This is a genomic window from Rahnella inusitata (assembly GCF_018288855.1).
Taxonomy (GTDB): Bacteria; Pseudomonadota; Gammaproteobacteria; order Enterobacterales; family Enterobacteriaceae; genus Rahnella; species Rahnella inusitata.
This window is the reverse complement of record NZ_CP065024.1, coordinates 62,623-80,916: the sequence shown is the minus strand read 5'-3', so window position 1 is coordinate 80,916 and position 18,294 is coordinate 62,623. Positions and strand designations below refer to the sequence as shown.

Below are 18,294 nucleotides of genomic sequence, written 5' to 3'. Positions count from 1 at the left end.
TCTCGATAACAAGTGATGTGAGTTCCGGGGATTTTCCCCGGCCAAATCCAGGAGCAAAAAGCTAATGGCATTAAATCTTCAAGACAAACAAGCGATTGTTGCTGAAGTCATCGAAGTAGCCAAAGGCGCGCTGTCTGCGGTTGTTGCGGATTCTCGCGGCGTAACTGTAGATAAAATGACTGAACTGCGTAAAGCAGGTCGTGAAGCTGGCGTTTATATGCGTGTTGTTCGCAACACCTTAATGCGCCGCGTCGTTGAAGGTACTCAGTTTGAGTGTCTGAAAGACACGTTTGTCGGTCCAACCTTGATTGCATTTTCTTCTGAACACCCAGGCGCTGCTGCCCGTCTGTTCAAAGATTTCGCTAAAGCGAATGCAAAATTTGAGGTTAAAGCTGCGGCCTTTGAAGGTGAGTTTATCTCTGCGGCTCAAATCGACCGCTTGGCAACTCTGCCTACTTACGAAGAAGCAATCGCACGCCTGATGGCAACCATGAAAGAAGCCTCTGCAGGCAAACTGGTTCGCACTCTGGCTGCTGTACGCGATCAGAAAGAAGCTGCTTAATCAGCTTTTCTTTTCTCGTTTATTTGCTTACGTATAAACTATTTCTGAATTCTAGGAACACTTGAAATGTCAATCACTAAAGAACAAATCATTGAAGGCGTTGCAGCTCTGTCTGTAATGGAAATCGTTGAACTGATCTCCGCTATGGAAGAAAAATTCGGCGTTTCTGCTGCTGCTGCTGTTGCAGGTCCTGCTGCTGCTGCTGAAGCTGTTGAAGAAAAAACTGAATTCGACGTTGTTCTGGCCGCTGTTGGCGCGAACAAAGTTGCAGTTATCAAAGCTGTTCGTACCGCGACTGGCCTGGGTCTGAAAGAAGCAAAAGACCTGGTTGAGTCTGCTCCAGCAGCTCTGAAAGAAGGCATCAGCAAAGACGACGCTGAAGCTCTGAAAAAATCTCTGGAAGAAGCTGGTGCTTCTGTTGAAGTTAAGTAAGTTTAACTTCCCGGAGTGCAGTCTGTCCTAACAGACTGATGGCTGGTGACTTTTTAGTCACCAGCCTTTTTGCGCTATAGAGTGTCAGTGGTGTTTCACACTGTTTGAGCACTGAACTACTCTAATATCTCTTCTTGAGACGCCTTAATATATTGATGCCGCTTGCTATGGCTCATCCATAGATAATGCACAACGAAATGATTTAAGAGTGATAGAAACAGATATTGCGGAAAGCGTCTCTGCTTTCCGGTCGACATAAACGGTGTTGCATGAACTGTCCTTCTCAGGGCAGACAAGATTGGGTCACTGATCAGCGAGCTGAGGAACCCTATGGTTTACTCCTATACCGAGAAAAAACGCATTCGTAAGGATTTTGGTAAACGTCCACAAGTTTTGGACATTCCCTTTCTCCTTTCTATCCAGCTTGACTCGTTCCAGAAGTTTATCGAGCAAGATCCGGAAGGTCAGCACGGTTTGGAAGCTGCATTCCGTTCTGTATTTCCAATCAAAAGCTACAGCGGCAATTCTGAGCTGCAATACGTTAGCTACCGTCTTGGTGAGCCAGTATTCGACGTTAAAGAATGCCAGATCCGCGGTGTAACTTTCTCTGCGCCATTGCGTGTGAAACTGCGTCTGGTTATCTACGAGCGTGAAGCACCAGAAGGTACGGTCAAAGACATCAAGGAACAAGAAGTCTATATGGGCGAAATTCCGCTCATGACCGAAAATGGTACCTTTGTGATTAACGGTACTGAGAGGGTTATCGTATCTCAGCTTCACCGTAGTCCAGGCGTATTCTTTGACAGTGATAAGGGTAAAACCCATTCATCGGGTAAAGTGCTGTACAACGCACGTATCATCCCTTATCGCGGTTCATGGTTAGATTTCGAGTTCGACCCGAAAGATAACCTGTTTGTACGTATTGACCGTCGCCGTAAATTACCTGCGACGATCATTCTGCGTGCATTGAGCTATACCACTGAACAGATCCTTGACCTGTTCTTTGAGAAGGTGACTTACCAGATCCGCGACAACAAGTTGCAGATGGAACTGGTACCTGAGCGCCTGCGCGGTGAAACAGCTTCATTTGATATCGAAGCTGACGGCAAAGTCTACATCGAGAAAGGCCGCCGTATCACTGCTCGCCATATTCGTCAGCTTGAAAAAGACGACATTCAGCGCATCGAAGTTCCTGTTGAGTACATCGCAGGGAAAGTAGTTGCTAAAGACTACATCGACACTAATACCGGTGAGCTGATTGTCCCTGCGAACATGGAATTGTCTCTGGATCTGCTGGCGAAACTGAGCCAGGCCGGACACAAAACAATTGAAACGCTGTTCACCAACGATCTCGATCATGGCGCGTACATGTCCGAGACCATTCGCGTCGACCCAACCAGCGATCGCTTGAGCGCATTGGTTGAGATCTACCGCATGATGCGTCCTGGTGAGCCACCAACGCGTGAAGCAGCTGAAACTCTGTTCGAAAACCTCTTCTTCTCTGAAGATCGTTACGACCTGTCTGCTGTTGGCCGTATGAAGTTCAACCGCTCTCTGCTGCGTGATGAAATCGAAGGTTCAGGTATCCTGAGCAAAGACGACATCATTCAGGTAATGAGAAAACTGATCGGTATCCGTAACGGTCAGGGCGAAGTGGATGATATCGACCACTTGGGTAACCGTCGTATTCGTTCTGTCGGCGAAATGGCTGAAAACCAATTCCGTGTTGGTTTGGTTCGTGTTGAGCGTGCCGTTAAAGAGCGTCTGTCTCTGGGCGACCTCGACACTCTGATGCCTCAGGACATGATCAACGCTAAGCCGATTTCGGCTGCGGTGAAAGAGTTCTTCGGCTCAAGCCAGCTTTCACAATTTATGGACCAGAACAACCCGTTGTCTGAGATCACGCACAAACGTCGTATCTCTGCACTGGGCCCGGGCGGTTTGACCCGTGAACGTGCTGGCTTTGAAGTTCGAGACGTACACCCGACGCACTACGGTCGCGTATGTCCAATCGAAACGCCAGAAGGTCCAAACATCGGTCTGATCAACTCATTATCTGTCTATGCACAGACAAATGAGTATGGTTTCCTGGAAACCCCTTACCGCCGTGTGCGTGAAGGTATGGTTACCGATGAAATTAACTACCTGTCTGCCATCGAAGAAGGCAACTTTGTTATCGCTCAGGCGAACTCCAACCTGGATGACGAAGGCCACTTCCTGGAAGATTTAGTCACTTGTCGTAGCAAAGGCGAATCAAGCCTGTTCAGCCGCGACCAGGTTGACTACATGGACGTTTCTACCCAGCAGATCGTATCCGTTGGTGCTTCACTGATTCCATTCCTGGAACACGATGACGCCAACCGTGCATTGATGGGTGCGAACATGCAACGTCAGGCAGTTCCTACTCTGCGTGCTGATAAGCCGCTGGTAGGTACTGGTATGGAACGTGCTGTTGCGGTTGACTCCGGTGTTACTGCCGTTGCCAAACGTGGTGGTACTGTTCAGTACGTGGATGCATCCCGTATCGTTATTCGTGTTAACGAAGAAGAGATGAATCCAGGCGAAGCAGGTATCGACATTTATAACCTGACTAAGTACACCCGTTCTAACCAGAACACCTGCATCAACCAGATGCCGTGTGTGAATCTGGGCGAGCCAATCGAGCGCGGCGACGTGCTGGCAGATGGTCCGTCAACAGATCTGGGCGAACTGGCACTGGGTCAGAACATGCGTGTCGCGTTCATGCCTTGGAACGGTTACAACTTCGAAGACTCCATCTTGGTCTCCGAACGTGTTGTGCAGGAAGATCGCTTCACGACCATCCATATCCAGGAACTGGCATGTGTGTCCCGTGACACCAAGTTAGGGCCTGAAGAGATCACTGCTGATATCCCTAACGTGGGTGAAGCTGCGCTCTCCAAACTGGATGAGTCCGGTATTGTGTATATCGGTGCTGAAGTGACCGGTGGTGACATTCTGGTCGGTAAAGTTACGCCTAAAGGCGAAACCCAGCTGACTCCAGAAGAGAAACTGCTGCGTGCGATCTTCGGTGAGAAAGCGTCTGACGTTAAAGATTCTTCTCTGCGTGTACCAAACGGCGTTTCCGGTACGATTATTGACGTGCAAGTCTTTACCCGCGATGGCGTGGAAAAAGATAAGCGTGCGTTAGAAATCGAAGAAATGCAGCTGAAACAGGCTAAGAAAGACCTGACTGAAGAGCTGCAAATTCTGGAAGCTGGTCTGTTTGCACGTATCCAGTCCGCGCTGGTTGCTGGCGGTGTTGAAGCCGATAAGCTGGGCAAATTGCCACGCGATCGTTGGCTTGAACTGTCACTGACTGACGAAGATAAACAGAATCAGTTGGAACAGCTTGCTGAACAGTACGACGAACTGAAATCCGAGTTTGAGAAAAAACTCGAAGCTAAACGTCGTAAAATCACTCAGGGCGATGACCTGGCACCAGGTGTGCTGAAAATCGTTAAAGTGTATCTGGCCGTTAAACGTCAGATCCAACCTGGTGACAAAATGGCAGGCCGCCACGGTAACAAAGGTGTTATCTCCAAGATCAACCCGATCGAAGATATGCCTTACGATGAAAACGGGACTCCTGTTGACATCGTACTGAACCCGCTGGGCGTTCCATCACGTATGAACATTGGTCAGATTTTAGAAACCCACCTGGGTATGGCCGCGAAAGGTATTGGTGAAAAAATCAATGCCATGCTTAAGAAACATGAAGAAGTTTCTAAGCTGCGCGAGTTCATCCAGCGTGCCTATGATCTGGGCGACGACGTACGTCAGAAAGTTGATCTGACCACCTTCACCGATGATGAAGTATTGCGTTTGGCTGAAAACCTGAAAAAGGGTATGCCAATTGCAACACCAGTCTTCGACGGTGCGAAAGAGACAGAGATCAAGCAACTGCTTGAAATGGGCGGCGTCCCAACCTCTGGCCAGATCACACTGTTTGACGGCCGTACCGGCGAGCAATTCGAGCGCCAGGTTACCGTCGGCTACATGTACATGCTGAAACTGAACCACCTGGTTGACGATAAGATGCATGCGCGTTCTACCGGTTCTTACAGCCTTGTTACTCAGCAGCCGCTGGGTGGTAAAGCTCAGTTCGGTGGTCAGCGCTTCGGTGAGATGGAAGTGTGGGCACTGGAAGCATACGGTGCTGCTTATACCCTGCAGGAAATGCTGACTGTTAAGTCCGATGACGTGAACGGCCGTACTAAGATGTATAAAAACATCGTAGATGGCGATCACCGGATGGAACCAGGCATGCCGGAATCCTTCAACGTACTGTTGAAAGAAATCCGCTCTCTGGGTATCAACATCGAGCTGGAAGACGAGTAAGTACTCGAATTCGCACTGATCACAGGGGCACCTGTCTGTTTAGCAATAAACATCAGGTGCCTAACAGGTCTAACCCGACGGGAGCTAATCCGTGAAAGACTTACTAAAGTTTCTGAAAGCGCAAACTAAAACCGAAGAGTTTGATGCGATCAAAATTGCTCTGGCATCGCCAGACATGATCCGTTCTTGGTCTTTTGGTGAAGTTAAGAAGCCAGAAACCATTAACTACCGTACGTTCAAACCAGAACGTGACGGCCTTTTCTGCGCCCGTATTTTCGGACCAGTAAAAGACTACGAATGCCTGTGCGGTAAGTACAAGCGTTTAAAACATCGCGGCGTGATCTGCGAGAAGTGCGGCGTTGAAGTGACCCAGACTAAAGTACGCCGTGAGCGTATGGGCCACATCGAACTGGCTTCCCCGACTGCACACATCTGGTTCCTGAAATCGCTGCCATCGCGCATCGGTTTGCTGTTGGATATGCCACTGCGTGACATCGAACGTGTTCTGTACTTCGAATCCTATGTGGTTATCGAAGGCGGCATGACTAACCTCGAAAAACGCCAGATCCTGACTGAAGAGCAGTATCTGGATGCGTTGGAAGAGTTTGGTGATGAGTTCGACGCGAAGATGGGTGCAGAAGCTATCCAGGCCCTGTTGAAAAACATGGATCTGGAAGCAGAGTGCGAGCAACTGCGTGAAGAGTTGAACGAAACCAACTCCGAAACCAAACGTAAAAAGCTGACCAAGCGTATCAAGCTGCTGGAAGCGTTCGTTCAGTCTGGTAACAAACCAGAGTGGATGATCCTGACCGTGCTGCCGGTACTGCCGCCAGACTTGCGTCCATTGGTTCCGTTGGACGGCGGCCGTTTCGCAACGTCGGATCTGAACGATCTGTATCGTCGCGTAATCAACCGTAACAACCGTCTGAAACGCCTGCTGGATCTGGCTGCGCCAGACATCATCGTACGTAACGAAAAACGTATGCTGCAAGAAGCGGTAGATGCTTTGCTGGATAACGGCCGTCGCGGTCGTGCAATCACCGGCTCTAACAAGCGTCCGCTGAAATCTCTGGCAGACATGATTAAAGGTAAACAGGGTCGTTTCCGTCAGAACTTGCTGGGTAAACGTGTCGACTACTCTGGTCGTTCCGTTATCACCGTAGGTCCATACCTGCGTCTGCACCAGTGTGGTCTGCCGAAGAAAATGGCACTGGAACTGTTCAAACCGTTCATCTACGGCAAATTGGAGCTGCGTGGCCTCGCCACCACCATCAAAGCCGCTAAGAAAATGGTTGAGCGCGAAGAAGCTGTCGTTTGGGATATCCTGGACGAAGTTATCCGCGAGCACCCGGTACTGCTGAACCGTGCACCAACCCTGCACCGTTTGGGTATCCAGGCGTTTGAACCGGTTCTGATCGAAGGTAAAGCAATCCAGCTGCACCCGCTGGTTTGTGCGGCATACAACGCCGACTTCGATGGTGACCAGATGGCTGTTCACGTACCGCTGACGCTGGAAGCCCAGCTGGAAGCGCGTGCGTTGATGATGTCTACCAACAACATCCTGTCACCTGCGAACGGCGAGCCAATCATCGTTCCTTCTCAGGACGTTGTATTGGGTCTGTACTACATGACCCGTGACTGTGTTAACGCCAAAGGCGAAGGCATGGTTCTGACCGGTCCTAAAGAAGCTGAGCGTATTTATCGCGGCGGTCTGGCCTCTCTGCATGCGCGTGTCAAAGTGCGTATTACCGAAGAGATCAAAAATACCGAAGGCGAAGTTACGCACAAGACGTCGATTATCGACACGACTGTTGGTCGCGCCATCCTTTGGATGATCGTACCTAAAGGTCTGCCGTTCTCAATCGTCAACCAGCCTCTGGGTAAAAAAGCTATCTCCAAAATGCTGAACACCTGTTACCGCATTTTGGGCCTGAAGCCGACCGTTATTTTTGCTGACCAGATCATGTACACCGGTTTTGCTTACGCTGCCCGTTCAGGTGCGTCAGTAGGTATCGATGACATGGTAATCCCTGCGAAGAAAGCAGAGATCATCGAAGAAGCAGAAACCGAAGTTGCCGAAATCCAGGAGCAGTTCCAGTCTGGTTTGGTTACCGCTGGCGAACGCTACAACAAAGTGATCGATATCTGGGCTGCAGCGAACGAACGTGTTGCTAAAGCAATGATGGAAAACTTGTCTGTCGAAGACGTCGTCAACCGTGACGGTGTTGTTGAACAGCAGGTTTCCTTTAACAGTATCTTTATGATGGCCGACTCCGGTGCGCGTGGTTCTGCAGCACAGATTCGTCAGCTGGCCGGTATGCGTGGCCTGATGGCTAAGCCGGATGGTTCCATCATTGAAACGCCAATCACCGCGAACTTCCGTGAAGGTCTGAACGTACTCCAGTACTTCATCTCCACTCACGGTGCTCGTAAAGGCTTGGCGGATACCGCACTTAAAACGGCTAACTCCGGTTATCTGACCCGTCGTCTGGTTGACGTGGCGCAGGATCTGGTCGTTACCGAAGACGACTGTGGTACACACGAAGGCATTATGATGACTCCGGTCATCGAAGGTGGCGACGTTAAAGAACCACTGCGCGAACGCGTTCTGGGTCGTGTGACTGCTGAAGATATCATCAAGCCGGGTACGGCGGATATCCTGGTTCCACGTAACACCCTGCTTCACGAGAAGACGTGTGATCTGTTAGAAGAGAACTCAGTCGACAGCGTGAAAGTACGTTCAGTCGTAAGTTGCGAAACCGACTTTGGTGTGTGTGCAAACTGCTACGGTCGCGACCTGGCACGTGGTCACATCATCAACAAAGGTGAAGCGATTGGTGTTATTGCAGCACAGTCCATCGGTGAGCCGGGTACCCAGCTGACGATGCGTACGTTCCACATCGGTGGTGCGGCATCTCGTGCGGCAGCAGAATCAAGTATCCAGGTTAAGAACACGGGTACGATTAAACTGAGCAACCACAAGCACGTTAGCAACTCTAACGGCAAACTGGTTATCACTTCCCGTAACACTGAGCTGAAATTGATCGACGAATTCGGTCGTACCAAAGAAAGCTATAAAGTGCCTTACGGTTCCGTGATGGGCAAAGGTGATGGCGCTTCAGTTAACGGCGGCGAGACCGTAGCTAACTGGGATCCACATACAATGCCAGTTATCAGTGAAGTGAGTGGTTTCATTCGCTTTGCCGATATGGTTGATACTCAGACCATTACACGTCAGACAGATGACCTGACCGGTTTGTCCTCTCTGGTCGTTCTGGATTCCGCAGAACGTACTGGTAGCGGTAAAGACCTGCGTCCAGCACTGAAAATCGTTGATGCCAAAGGCGACGACGTATTGATCCCAGGTACAGATATGCCTGCTCAATACTTCCTGCCAGGTAAAGCGATTGTTCAGCTGGAAGATGGTACGCAGATCCACTCTGGTGACACCCTGGCGCGTATTCCTCAGGAATCCGGCGGTACCAAGGACATCACCGGTGGTCTGCCACGCGTTGCTGACCTGTTCGAAGCACGTCGTCCGAAAGAGCCTGCAATCCTTGCTGAAATCAGCGGGATCATCTCCTTCGGTAAAGAAACCAAAGGCAAACGTCGTCTGGTAATTTCTCCGTTGGATGGCAGCGATGCTTACGAAGAAATGATCCCTAAATGGCGTCAGCTGAACGTGTTCGAAGGCGAGATTGTGGAACGTGGTGACGTCGTATCCGACGGCCCTGAGTCTCCGCACGACATTCTGCGTCTTCGTGGTGTTCATGCGGTTACCCGCTATATCACCAACGAAGTGCAGGAAGTTTACCGTCTGCAAGGCGTTAAGATTAACGATAAACACATCGAAGTTATCGTTCGTCAGATGTTGCGTAAAGGCACCATCGTTAGCGCTGGTGGCACAGACTTCCTGGAAGGCGAGCAGGCAGAAATGTCTCGCGTTAAAATCGCTAACCGTAAGCTGGAAGCTGAAGGCAAAATCACGGCAACATTTAGCCGTGACCTGCTCGGTATCACCAAAGCCTCTTTGGCGACCGAGTCCTTCATCTCCGCTGCGTCGTTCCAGGAAACCACGCGCGTTCTTACCGAAGCGGCTGTTGCCGGTAAACGTGATGAACTGCGTGGCCTGAAAGAGAACGTTATCGTGGGTCGTCTGATCCCAGCCGGTACCGGTTACTCTTACCATCAGGAACGTGCTCGTCGTAAAGCTCAGGGCGAAGTGCCAGTTGTTCCGCAGGTGAGCGCGGATGAAGCAACGGCTAACCTGGCTGAACTTCTGAACGCAGGTTTCGGTAACAGCAACGACGAGTAATCGTCTTCTGTCGAAACGCATAAAGCCGCTCCTTCGGGAGCGGTTTTTTTTTGCCTGAATTTTGTGAGTGAGTTTGAGAACTGAAGGAACTGGAGGAGCCGGAATCGGGTACTGGACGATACCCGTTCCGGCTGTTTTGGAAGCAGCGCCGGGATAAATGGCGCCGACCGGTTGCGAATGTGCAGCGGCAAACGCACAGTAATACGGGCGCTAATGATGCGCGAGAGGCAAAATTCCGTTATGGAATCCGTATTCCTGAGAATTTACCTGTTTGCTTTGGAACGACATTTTCCTTCGAGGCGCGCCCCAAAAAACTGTCCCAGTCTTTCCACACCGGTTGAAGCCCTGCCTGCGTTAAGGCTGAGGCAACCCGCTGCGGCGAACGGTTGTCATGTGGCGCGAATTGCTCCAGCTCAGGATGATCGTCCGCATACCCACCGGGCTGTGTTTTGGATCCGGCGCTGACAGTATTGATCGCAAGAGGAATAACATGATCGCGGAAGTAGGGCGACTCACGCGTTGATAACGACAGCTCGACGTCAGGAGCCAGCATCCGGAAAGCGCATATCAGCTGCACCAGCTGGTTTTCCTCCAGCAGGGACGCCGGTTCGATCCCGCCGGTGCAGGGTCGCAACCGTGGAAACGCCACCGAGTAGCGGCTTTGCCAGTAGTTTTGTTGCAGATACAGTAAATGTTCGGCCACCATGTAGCTGTCGGTTCGCCAGTTGCCAGAAAGCCCGAACAGCGCACCCAGCCCGATCTTGTCGATCCCCGCCCGTCCAAGCCTGTCCGGCGTTTCCAGTCGCCAGAAAAAATCCTGCTTCTGACCGCGCAAATGGTGCAAGGCGTAGGTCGGCGCGTGGTAGGTTTCCTGATAAACCAGCACGCCATCGAGCCCCAGCGTTTTTAGTTCGGCGTAGTCTTCCTGTGGCAGCGGCTGAACTTCGATCATCAGTGAATCAAAATGGCTGCGTATGGCCGGAAAATGGCGGCGAAAATAGTCCATGCCAACTTTTGTTTTATGCTCGCCGGTGACCAGTAGCAAATGTTTGAATCCAAGAGCGTTCAGCGCTTCGCATTCTCTGCCAATTTCCTCTTCATCCAGCGTTTTACGTTTGATCTTATTGCTCATCGAAAAGCCGCAATAGGTACATTCGTTCGCGCACAGATTAGAAAGATACAGCGGAGCAAAGAAATTCACCGTGTTGCCGAACCGCTGGCGCGTGAGCTGCTGTGCCCGCTGCGCCATCTGTTCGAGATACGGCAGTGCCGCAGGGGAAATCAGCGCCATGAAATCTTCGCGCGTGATTTTATTGCGGCCCAGCGCCCGTTCGACGTCCCTGGCACTTTTACTGTTGATGCGCAGGGAAATATCATCCCAGTCGAGCGCTGACCAGACATCAGTAAAATTATTCATGAGGCTGCCTGCGTTGAAGTCAGAAAGCCGGTCAGCGGGCTGGATGCGCTCGCCTGCCGTTGTCTGCCGCCTAATCCGCTCTGCCGGGCGATCACGCCAGCTTCAACGGCCAGACGAAACGCCGTCGCCATGGCCACCGGATCGCCGGCAACCGCAATCGCCGTATTCACCAGCACAGCATCCGCACCCATTTCCAGCGCTTCTGCCGCCTGACTCGGTGCGCCGATCCCCGCATCTACCACAACTGGCACCCGCGCCTGTTCGATGATGATGTGCAAAAACTCGCGGGTTTGCAGCCCCTGATTGGAACCAATGGGGGCGCCCAGCGGCATGACAGCGGCGCACCCGGCTTCTTCCAGCCGTTTGCATAAGACCGGATCCGCGCTGCAATACGGCAAAACCACGAATCCCTGTTTCACCAGGATTTCTGCTGCCCTGAGCGTCTCCACTGCATCTGGCAGTAAGTATTTTACGTCCGGATGGATTTCGAGTTTTATCCAGTTTGTCCCCAGCGCTTCCCGTGCCAGTTGTGCGGCAAATACCGCCTCTTCCGCCGTTTTGGCGCCGGATGTATTGGGCAACAAACGTACGCCGAGCTGTTGCAGAGGCAAAAGGATGTCGTCTCCGCCGCGACGCAGATCGACACGTTTCATTGCCATCGTCACCAGCTGAGAGCCGGATGCCGCCAGCGCCTGCTGCATCAGGGCTGCACTGGCGAATTTTCCTGTTCCGGTGAACAGGTGTGAGGTGAAGTTCGTATCAGCAATTTTTAACATGTCATCCTCCGGCTATCGCCTGAAAGAGCAAAACCTGATCGCCGTCTTTCAGTAAGTGAGAAGGCCAGTTATCGCGGGGAATAATGACCTGATTGATCGCAAGCGCGCAGCCTTCAGCACTGAGTGACAGCAGACTGAGCAGGTCAAGTGGCGTCAGCGGTTCAGTAAAACGGTGCGGTTCATCGTTAACCTGAATATTCACGCATGACCTCCGCAGACCGTGCAGGAGGCCGAGCGGGTGAGTTGCAGAGAACGCCAGTTTTGTGTTTTTCCATCGAACAGCCGTAGCTTTCCGCTCAGCGTGCTGGATAAACCCGTCAGTATTTTCAGGGCCTCTAACGCCTGAAGCGTGCCGATCGTACCCACAACCGGCCCGAGAACGCCGGATGTCCGGCAGTTTCGTTGTGCGATTTCCTGATCGGGATACAGGCAGGCATAGCAGCCGCGAGCGTACGGCGCTTCGATAACGAGCAACTGGCCGCCAAAGCCGACGGCACTTCCGCTGATTAACGTTTTGCCCGCAGATACGCATGCGTGATTGACGGCATGCCGCGTTTCCATGTTATCGCTGCAATCTAAAATGAGATCGACACTGGCGACAGCATTACGTAACGCTTCGCCGCCCAGCCTTTCAGTGAGCGCGACGATTTCACATAACGGATTCAGGCGCAGTAATTCGCGCTTGGCTACCGTAGCCTTAGGTTGATCCAGATCGCCGGTACGGTAGAGGATCTGCCGCTGAAGATTAGTGAGATGGAGTTTGTCATCATCGGCCAGCAGTAACGTGCCGACACCGGCGGCCGCCAGATACAGGGCTGCCGGAGATCCAAGCCCGCCGAGCCCGACGATAAGCACTTTCGCCGCCGCTAATTTCTCCTGCGCCTGCGGACCAAACTCTTCCAGCATCAGCTGGCGGCTGTAGCGCATAAAGGCCGCATCGTTAAGCATCTTCCGGCACCTTACTGGCGCACAGGGCCAGCAGTTGGGCGGTGGCGGCGCGCCAGTCGGGTGCCTGCGTGATGGCGCTGACTACCGCAATGCTGCCCACGCCGCAGTCGAGAACCGACGGCGCGCGGTCAATGCTGATCCCGCCGATGGCTACCGTCGGAAAACTGCCGTTGAGCTGCTTAATATGTCGGGTCAATTCCGCCAAACCCTGCGGAGCCGACGGCATATCTTTCGTCTGCGTCGGGAAAATATGCCCGAGTGCGATATAAGAAGGATTGACCGCTACCGCGCGTGCCAGCTCGGCATCGTCATGCGTCGACACACCCAGCCGTAAACCAGCCTGATAAATGGCATTAAGGTCGGCGGTGTCCAGATCTTCCTGACCCAGATGTACACCGTAAGCCTGATGCTTTACCGCCAGACGCCAGTAATCGTTGATGAACAACCGCACCTGATAGTCTCGCCCCAGCGCAATAGCTTCAATAATGGCGGGTTCGGCCTCAGCATCAGGTAAATCCTTCACGCGCAGTTGCAGCGTTTTAACGCCCGCCTCCAGCAGACGGGCAATCCATTCCACGGTATCGACGACCGGATATAAACCGAGATGGAAGGGGACTGCTTGAAATTTTTGCGCTGACGTTATCATTTCCCCACCTCCGTGCTCAGATCTGCCGGATGATAAAGCTCGCTGCCCCGCGAGCGGAATTCGGCAGACATTTGAGCCATGCCGGATTCTACGATTTCAACCGGCTGGGCTTTGGCCTCCAGCGCGGCGGCGTAATCGCGGACTTCCTGAGTGATTTTCATTGAGCAGAATTTTGGTCCACACATTGAACAGAAGTGTGCGACTTTGCCGGATTCCTGCGGCAGGGTCTCATCGTGATAAGCGCGGGCAGTGGCCGGATCGAGTGCCAGATTGAACTGGTCTTCCCAGCGGAATTCGAAACGCGCTTTCGACATGGCGTTGTCGCGGATTTGCGCGCCGGGATGCCCTTTCGCTAAATCCGCCGCGTGCGCCGCAATTTTATAGGTGATTAGCCCCTGTTTGACGTCTTCCTTGTTCGGCAGGCCGAGATGCTCTTTCGGCGTGACGTAACACAGCATGGCGCAGCCGAACCAGCCGATCATGGCGGCTCCGATCCCTGAAGTGAAATGGTCATAACCCGGTGCAATGTCGGTGGTCAGCGGCCCCAGCGTGTAAAACGGCGCTTCGTGGCAATGCTCGAGTTCTTCGGTCATGTTGCGGCGGATCATCTGCATCGGCACATGCCCCGGCCCTTCGATCATCACCTGCACATCATATTCCCACGCGATTTTGGTCAGTTCGCCCAGCGTGTGCAGCTCTGCAAATTGTGCTTCGTCGTTGGCGTCCTGAATCGAGCCAGGCCGCAGGCCGTCACCCAGCGAGAGTGAAACATCGTAAGCTGCGCAGATTTCACAAATCTCGCGGAAATTCTCGTAGAGGAAACTTTCACGATGATGCGAAAGACACCATTTGGCCATGATCGATCCGCCGCGAGAGACGATACCGGTCAGACGTTTGGCGGTCATCGGCACATAGCGCAGCAACACACCGGCGTGAATAGTGAAGTAATCGACGCCCTGCTCGGCCTGTTCCAGCAGCGTATCGCGGAACATTTCCCAGTTCAGATCTTCTGCGACGCCGTTTACTTTCTCCAGCGCCTGATAAATTGGCACCGTGCCGATGGGCACCGGGCTGTTACGCAGGATCCATTCGCGGGTTTCGTGGATATAGCGGCCGGTGGAGAGATCCATCACCGTGTCCGCCCCCCAGCGCGTTGACCAGACCAGCTTCTCGACTTCTTCTTCGATGGACGACGTTACCGCTGAATTGCCGATATTGGCGTTCACTTTCACCAGAAAGTTTCGCCCGATAATCATTGGCTCCGATTCCGGATGGTTGATATTGGCCGGGATAATGGCGCGACCGGCGGCGACTTCCTGACGTACGAATTCAGCCGTGATATTGGCGGGCAGATGCGCGCCGAAACTTTCACCCGGATGTTGCTGGCGCAGAACTTCACCCCGGATCCGTTCGCGTCCCATATTTTCGCGGATGGCGATGAACTCCATTTCTGGCGTAATTATCCCCTGGCGCGCGTAGTGCAGTTGCGTGACGTTTTTTCCCGCTTTCGCTTTACGCGGGCGCGGCAGAAGTTCGAAGCGCAAATGATCTAAACCTTCGTCGGCCAGACGTTGCTGGGTAAAACCGGAGCTGACCTGCGGAAGTTCTTCGGTGTCTGCCCGTTCAGCTATCCAGCTGGCGCGGCATTTTGCCAGACCGGCATGGACGTCAATAGAGGCTTCAGGGTCACCGTAAGGTCCGGCTGTTTCATACACCGGAATCGCTTCGTTTTCTTCATATTGCGGGGTGTCTTTGCCGCCGCCGACCAGTGTCGGGCTGAGCTGGATTTCACGCATGGGAACGCGGATATCTGTGCGCTCGCCTTGCAGATAGATTCGGCGGGAGTTGGGAAATGCTTCGCCCTGCAGACTGTCGATAAATGACTGAGCCTGTGCGCGCTGTTCGCGGCGGTTGGTGGGTTTCTTTTCAGAGGTAACGGATTTTTGGGTACTCGACATAGCAAATTCCTCGTGTTCTACGAATAGAAAAAACGTGATGGAAAATTGCTTGTCTGGAGGTTTACGGCAGGAGTAAAAATGGGCGGTTTAGCGCAGGCGGCCGTTTTCAGGCTGATGCCAAATCGCGCTAAACGCATAACATTACTCTTGTTCCCTTCGCGGGTACTAACCCGATCAGGTTCCGCGGATCCCGAATTAACGGTCTCAGCCTGGCGTAATTTCGTGAGGAAATTATGCGCTAGGCACTCCGACAAGAAGCCTCAATATAGGAGGCCGTTTTGAAAACTACAACTAAAACTACACCCTGTGCAGGGTTTATTCCTGAGACCGGTTACGCCGGTCTGGCCAGATGATCATCATTGGCGGGCGGTAATGGCGCGCCATTAACAGGATCAAAGGCCAGAATAATCAATTGATCTTCCAGCTGAAAACGCGCATCCAACGCTTCACCTATATCGGATAATGCATAATGGAAGGCAAATGCATTGTCATCATCAATATCATTTTCTGTGTAACTGTCATGGAAAGCCATGATAGCTTCAGTATTGAGCTCCAGAGCGGGGTATATTTTGGACGCCTGAGATTTGACTGAGCTGTCTGCGCTGGCGACTTCATCGATTATGCGTTGATAAAGATGGAAATGGCCGGCAGAAAGGTAGTCCACCAGGTTGTGGCAAAAGTTATCCAACGCTTTTTCATTCAGCGGAGTATGTTTTTCTTTATTGGGTTTCAGGCCGACCAGTGTGCAGTATGAAACCAGCAATTCTTTGCGCGCGTGCAGCCATTGGTCGACTAACTCATTACTGCCACCAACGCGTTGGGTCAGTCTTTCCAGACGATTTAGCATGGTTGACTCCGTGAGCGGTAAAAAAGTAATCCGTTTTGGAAGGGTTACTAATATGTAAATATCTGTCTCAGATTGTCAGTCTCAACGAGGTTATGCAACAACAATTATGGAATTACAGATCACAGAGCAACATAACGGCTGGTGGGTTATCAGCCACGAAGGCAAGCTGTGGCTGCCTGAAGGTGAACTGCCGTTTGGCAGCGCGACGCAGTTCTCTCTGACCGGCAAAACCGCGCGGCAGATTGGCGAGTGGCAGGGTGAACCTGTCTGGCTGGTGCGTCAGGCGATGCACAACCATATGGTCTCGGCGCGTCAGTTACTCGATAAAGATCGCGGATTATTTCAGCTGGTCGGTCGCGGTGTGCAACTGGCTGAATTTTATCGTTCTCACAAGTTTTGTGGTTATTGCGGCCATGAAATGCAAGTCAGTAAAACTGAATGGGCTGCGCTCTGCGGACACTGCCGTGAACGTTATTATCCGCAGATTGCGCCGTGCATTATCGTCGCTATCCGCCGTGGTGATGAAATTTTGCTGGCGCAGCATGTCCGCCACCGCAACGGTATTCACACCGTGCTGGCCGGTTTTGTCGAAGTAGGCGAAACGCTTGAGGAGACCGTGGCACGTGAAGTGATGGAAGAGAGCAACGTTCGTGTGAAAAATGTGCGCTACGTCAGTTCGCAGCCGTGGCCTTTCCCGAATTCTCTGATGATGGCCTTTATGGCTGACTATGACAGCGGCGATATTCGTCATGATCCTAAAGAGCTGCTGAACGCGGGCTGGTATCGTTATGACGCACTGCCCATGTTACCGCCGCCGGGCACCATTGCGCGCAGGCTTATCGAAGACACTGTGGCGCTCTGCCGCGCGGCGAGCGATGAAGACGACGTGTAGCGCAAGTGTTGCGTGATAGAATACCGTCAGATTATTGCCGTGCCGCCCGAATATTGAAGGAAAGAACCAGAATGAATGAGTTGAAAAACGACCGCTACCTGCGCGCCCTGTTACGTCAGCCGGTGGATATCACACCCGTATGGATGATGCGTCAGGCTGGCCGCTATTTGCCGGAATACAAAGAAACCCGCGCCGTGGCCGGTGATTTTATGTCGCTGTGCAAGAATGCTGAATTGGCCTGCGAAGTGACGCTGCAGCCACTGCGCCGTTATCCGCTGGATGCCGCGATTTTGTTCTCTGACATCCTGACCATTCCGGATGCGATGGGGCTGGGGTTGTATTTCGAAGCCGGTGAGGGCCCTCGTTTTTCTTCTCCGCTGACTAACCGTGCTGACGTCGAAAAGCTGCCAGTTCCCGATCCGGAAATGGAACTGGGTTACGTGATGAACGCGGTTCGCACCATCCGTAAAAACCTTAAAGGTGAAGTGCCGCTTATCGGTTTCTCCGGGAGCCCGTGGACGCTGGCAACGTATATGGTTGAAGGCGGCAGCAGTAAAGCGTTCACCAAAATCAAAAAGATGATGTATGCCGAACCGGCAACCATGCATCTGTTGCTGGATAAAGTCGCCGACAGCGTGATCTTGTATCTCAACGCCCAAATTAAAGCAGGCGCGCAGTCCGTGATGATTTTCGACACCTGGGGCGGCGTGCTGACGCCACGCGATTACCGCGAATTCTCCCTGAACTACATGCATAAAATCGTCGATGGCCTGATCCGTGAAAACGAAGGACGTCGCGTGCCGGTCACGCTGTTCACCAAAGGTGGCGGGCAGTGGCTGGAAGCGATGGCTGCGACCGGTTGTGATGCACTCGGTCTTGACTGGACGACTGACATTGCTGACGCGCGTCGTCGCGTGGGCGATAAAGTGGCGATTCAGGGCAATATGGATCCCTCCATGCTGTACGCCTCTCCGGTGCGTATTGAGCAGGAAGTAGAAACCATTTTGGCAGGCTTCGGTAAAGGCAACGGCCACGTGTTTAATCTCGGTCATGGCATTCATCAGGATGTGCCGCCAGAAAACGCCGGTGCCTTCGTGGAAGCGGTGCACAGCCTGTCCCGCCAGTATCACGAGTAAGACTGA

The 18,294-nt window shown here is 52.5% G+C and carries 13 protein-coding genes and 1 riboswitch; of the genes, 6 read left to right on the top strand and 7 right to left on the bottom strand.

The features are described 5' to 3' along the window. Positions 1 to 64: 64 nt before the first annotated feature. The 4 genes from rplJ to rpoC all read left to right on the top strand — a co-directional run bounded on the left by rplJ (position 65) and on the right by rpoC (position 9,668). Positions 65 to 562 (top strand): 50S ribosomal protein L10, encoded by a 498-nt coding sequence (gene rplJ / locus I2123_RS00335; protein ID WP_112166688.1) that lies wholly within the window; start codon positions 65 to 67, stop codon positions 560 to 562. Between the two features lie 66 nt (positions 563 to 628). Then, positions 629 to 994, top strand: a complete 366-nt coding sequence (gene rplL / locus I2123_RS00330; RefSeq protein WP_013577410.1) for a 50S ribosomal protein L7/L12 — start codon at positions 629 to 631, stop codon at positions 992 to 994. A gap of 330 nt (positions 995 to 1,324) precedes the next feature. Continuing rightward, complete coding sequence (rpoB, locus tag I2123_RS00325) at positions 1,325 to 5,353, top strand: DNA-directed RNA polymerase subunit beta (protein ID WP_112166690.1); 4,029 nt, start codon at positions 1,325 to 1,327, stop codon at positions 5,351 to 5,353. A gap of 91 nt (positions 5,354 to 5,444) precedes the next feature. Continuing rightward, on the top strand, positions 5,445 to 9,668 hold the full coding sequence (gene rpoC, locus I2123_RS00320; protein WP_112166692.1) for a DNA-directed RNA polymerase subunit beta': 4,224 nt from the start codon (positions 5,445 to 5,447) through the stop codon (positions 9,666 to 9,668). 238 nt (positions 9,669 to 9,906) lie between these two features. On the opposite strand, the gene thiH is transcribed toward rpoC, so the two are convergent. The 7 genes from thiH to rsd form a co-directional block, all read right to left on the bottom strand. Then, positions 9,907 to 11,085: a 2-iminoacetate synthase ThiH gene (gene thiH, locus I2123_RS00315; RefSeq protein WP_112166694.1), complete on the bottom strand. Its 1,179-nt coding sequence runs from the start codon at positions 11,083 to 11,085 to the stop codon at positions 9,907 to 9,909. Continuing rightward, positions 11,082 to 11,861 carry a thiazole synthase gene (locus tag I2123_RS00310; protein ID WP_213051553.1) on the bottom strand — a complete coding sequence of 260 codons (780 nt, stop codon included), beginning with the start codon at positions 11,859 to 11,861 and terminating at the stop codon, positions 11,082 to 11,084. The genes thiH and I2123_RS00310 overlap by 4 nt, the downstream gene beginning before the upstream one ends. A gap of 1 nt (position 11,862) precedes the next feature. Continuing rightward, entirely contained in the window at positions 11,863 to 12,063 is a 201-nt protein-coding gene (gene thiS / locus I2123_RS00305; RefSeq protein ID WP_112166698.1) for a sulfur carrier protein ThiS, read from the bottom strand. Further along, entirely contained in the window at positions 12,060 to 12,809 is a 750-nt protein-coding gene (locus I2123_RS00300) for a HesA/MoeB/ThiF family protein (RefSeq protein WP_213051552.1), read from the bottom strand. The genes thiS and I2123_RS00300 overlap by 4 nt, the downstream gene beginning before the upstream one ends. Further along, positions 12,802 to 13,455 carry a thiamine phosphate synthase gene (thiE, locus tag I2123_RS00295; RefSeq protein WP_213051551.1) on the bottom strand — a complete coding sequence of 218 codons (654 nt, stop codon included), beginning with the start codon at positions 13,453 to 13,455 and terminating at the stop codon, positions 12,802 to 12,804. The genes I2123_RS00300 and thiE overlap by 8 nt, the downstream gene beginning before the upstream one ends. Beyond that, entirely contained in the window at positions 13,452 to 15,413 is a 1,962-nt protein-coding gene (gene thiC, locus I2123_RS00290) for a phosphomethylpyrimidine synthase ThiC (protein WP_244879868.1), read from the bottom strand. The genes thiE and thiC overlap by 4 nt, the downstream gene beginning before the upstream one ends. A gap of 134 nt (positions 15,414 to 15,547) precedes the next feature. Next, positions 15,548 to 15,673: riboswitch (TPP riboswitch) on the bottom strand. A gap of 71 nt (positions 15,674 to 15,744) precedes the next feature. Then, positions 15,745 to 16,260 carry a sigma D regulator gene (gene rsd, locus I2123_RS00285; RefSeq protein ID WP_112166704.1) on the bottom strand — a complete coding sequence of 172 codons (516 nt, stop codon included), beginning with the start codon at positions 16,258 to 16,260 and terminating at the stop codon, positions 15,745 to 15,747. Between the two features lie 106 nt (positions 16,261 to 16,366). Between rsd and nudC the strand changes: the two genes are divergently transcribed. Both nudC and hemE read left to right on the top strand, forming a co-directional pair. Beyond that, positions 16,367 to 17,152, top strand: a complete 786-nt coding sequence (nudC, locus tag I2123_RS00280; protein ID WP_112166706.1) for an NAD(+) diphosphatase — start codon at positions 16,367 to 16,369, stop codon at positions 17,150 to 17,152. A gap of 71 nt (positions 17,153 to 17,223) precedes the next feature. Next, positions 17,224 to 18,288 carry a uroporphyrinogen decarboxylase gene (hemE, locus tag I2123_RS00275; RefSeq protein ID WP_112166708.1) on the top strand — a complete coding sequence of 355 codons (1,065 nt, stop codon included), beginning with the start codon at positions 17,224 to 17,226 and terminating at the stop codon, positions 18,286 to 18,288. Positions 18,289 to 18,294 lie beyond the last annotated feature (6 nt).

Coding starts and splice junctions, on each gene's coding strand:
- rplJ (WP_112166688.1), top strand. CDS start 65: ATGGCATTAAATCTTCAAGACAAACAAGCGATTGTTGCTGAAGTCATC.
- rplL (WP_013577410.1), top strand. CDS start 629: ATGTCAATCACTAAAGAACAAATCATTGAAGGCGTTGCAGCTCTGTCT.
- rpoB (WP_112166690.1), top strand. CDS start 1,325: ATGGTTTACTCCTATACCGAGAAAAAACGCATTCGTAAGGATTTTGGT.
- thiH (WP_112166694.1), bottom strand. CDS start 11,085: ATGAATAATTTTACTGATGTCTGGTCAGCGCTCGACTGGGATGATATT.
- I2123_RS00310 (WP_213051553.1), bottom strand. CDS start 11,861: ATGTTAAAAATTGCTGATACGAACTTCACCTCACACCTGTTCACCGGA.
- I2123_RS00300 (WP_213051552.1), bottom strand. CDS start 12,809: ATGCTTAACGATGCGGCCTTTATGCGCTACAGCCGCCAGCTGATGCTG.
- thiE (WP_213051551.1), bottom strand. CDS start 13,455: ATGATAACGTCAGCGCAAAAATTTCAAGCAGTCCCCTTCCATCTCGGT.
- thiC (WP_244879868.1), bottom strand. CDS start 15,413: ATGTCGAGTACCCAAAAATCCGTTACCTCTGAAAAGAAACCCACCAAC.
- rsd (WP_112166704.1), bottom strand. CDS start 16,260: ATGCTAAATCGTCTGGAAAGACTGACCCAACGCGTTGGTGGCAGTAAT.
- nudC (WP_112166706.1), top strand. CDS start 16,367: ATGGAATTACAGATCACAGAGCAACATAACGGCTGGTGGGTTATCAGC.
- hemE (WP_112166708.1), top strand. CDS start 17,224: ATGAATGAGTTGAAAAACGACCGCTACCTGCGCGCCCTGTTACGTCAG.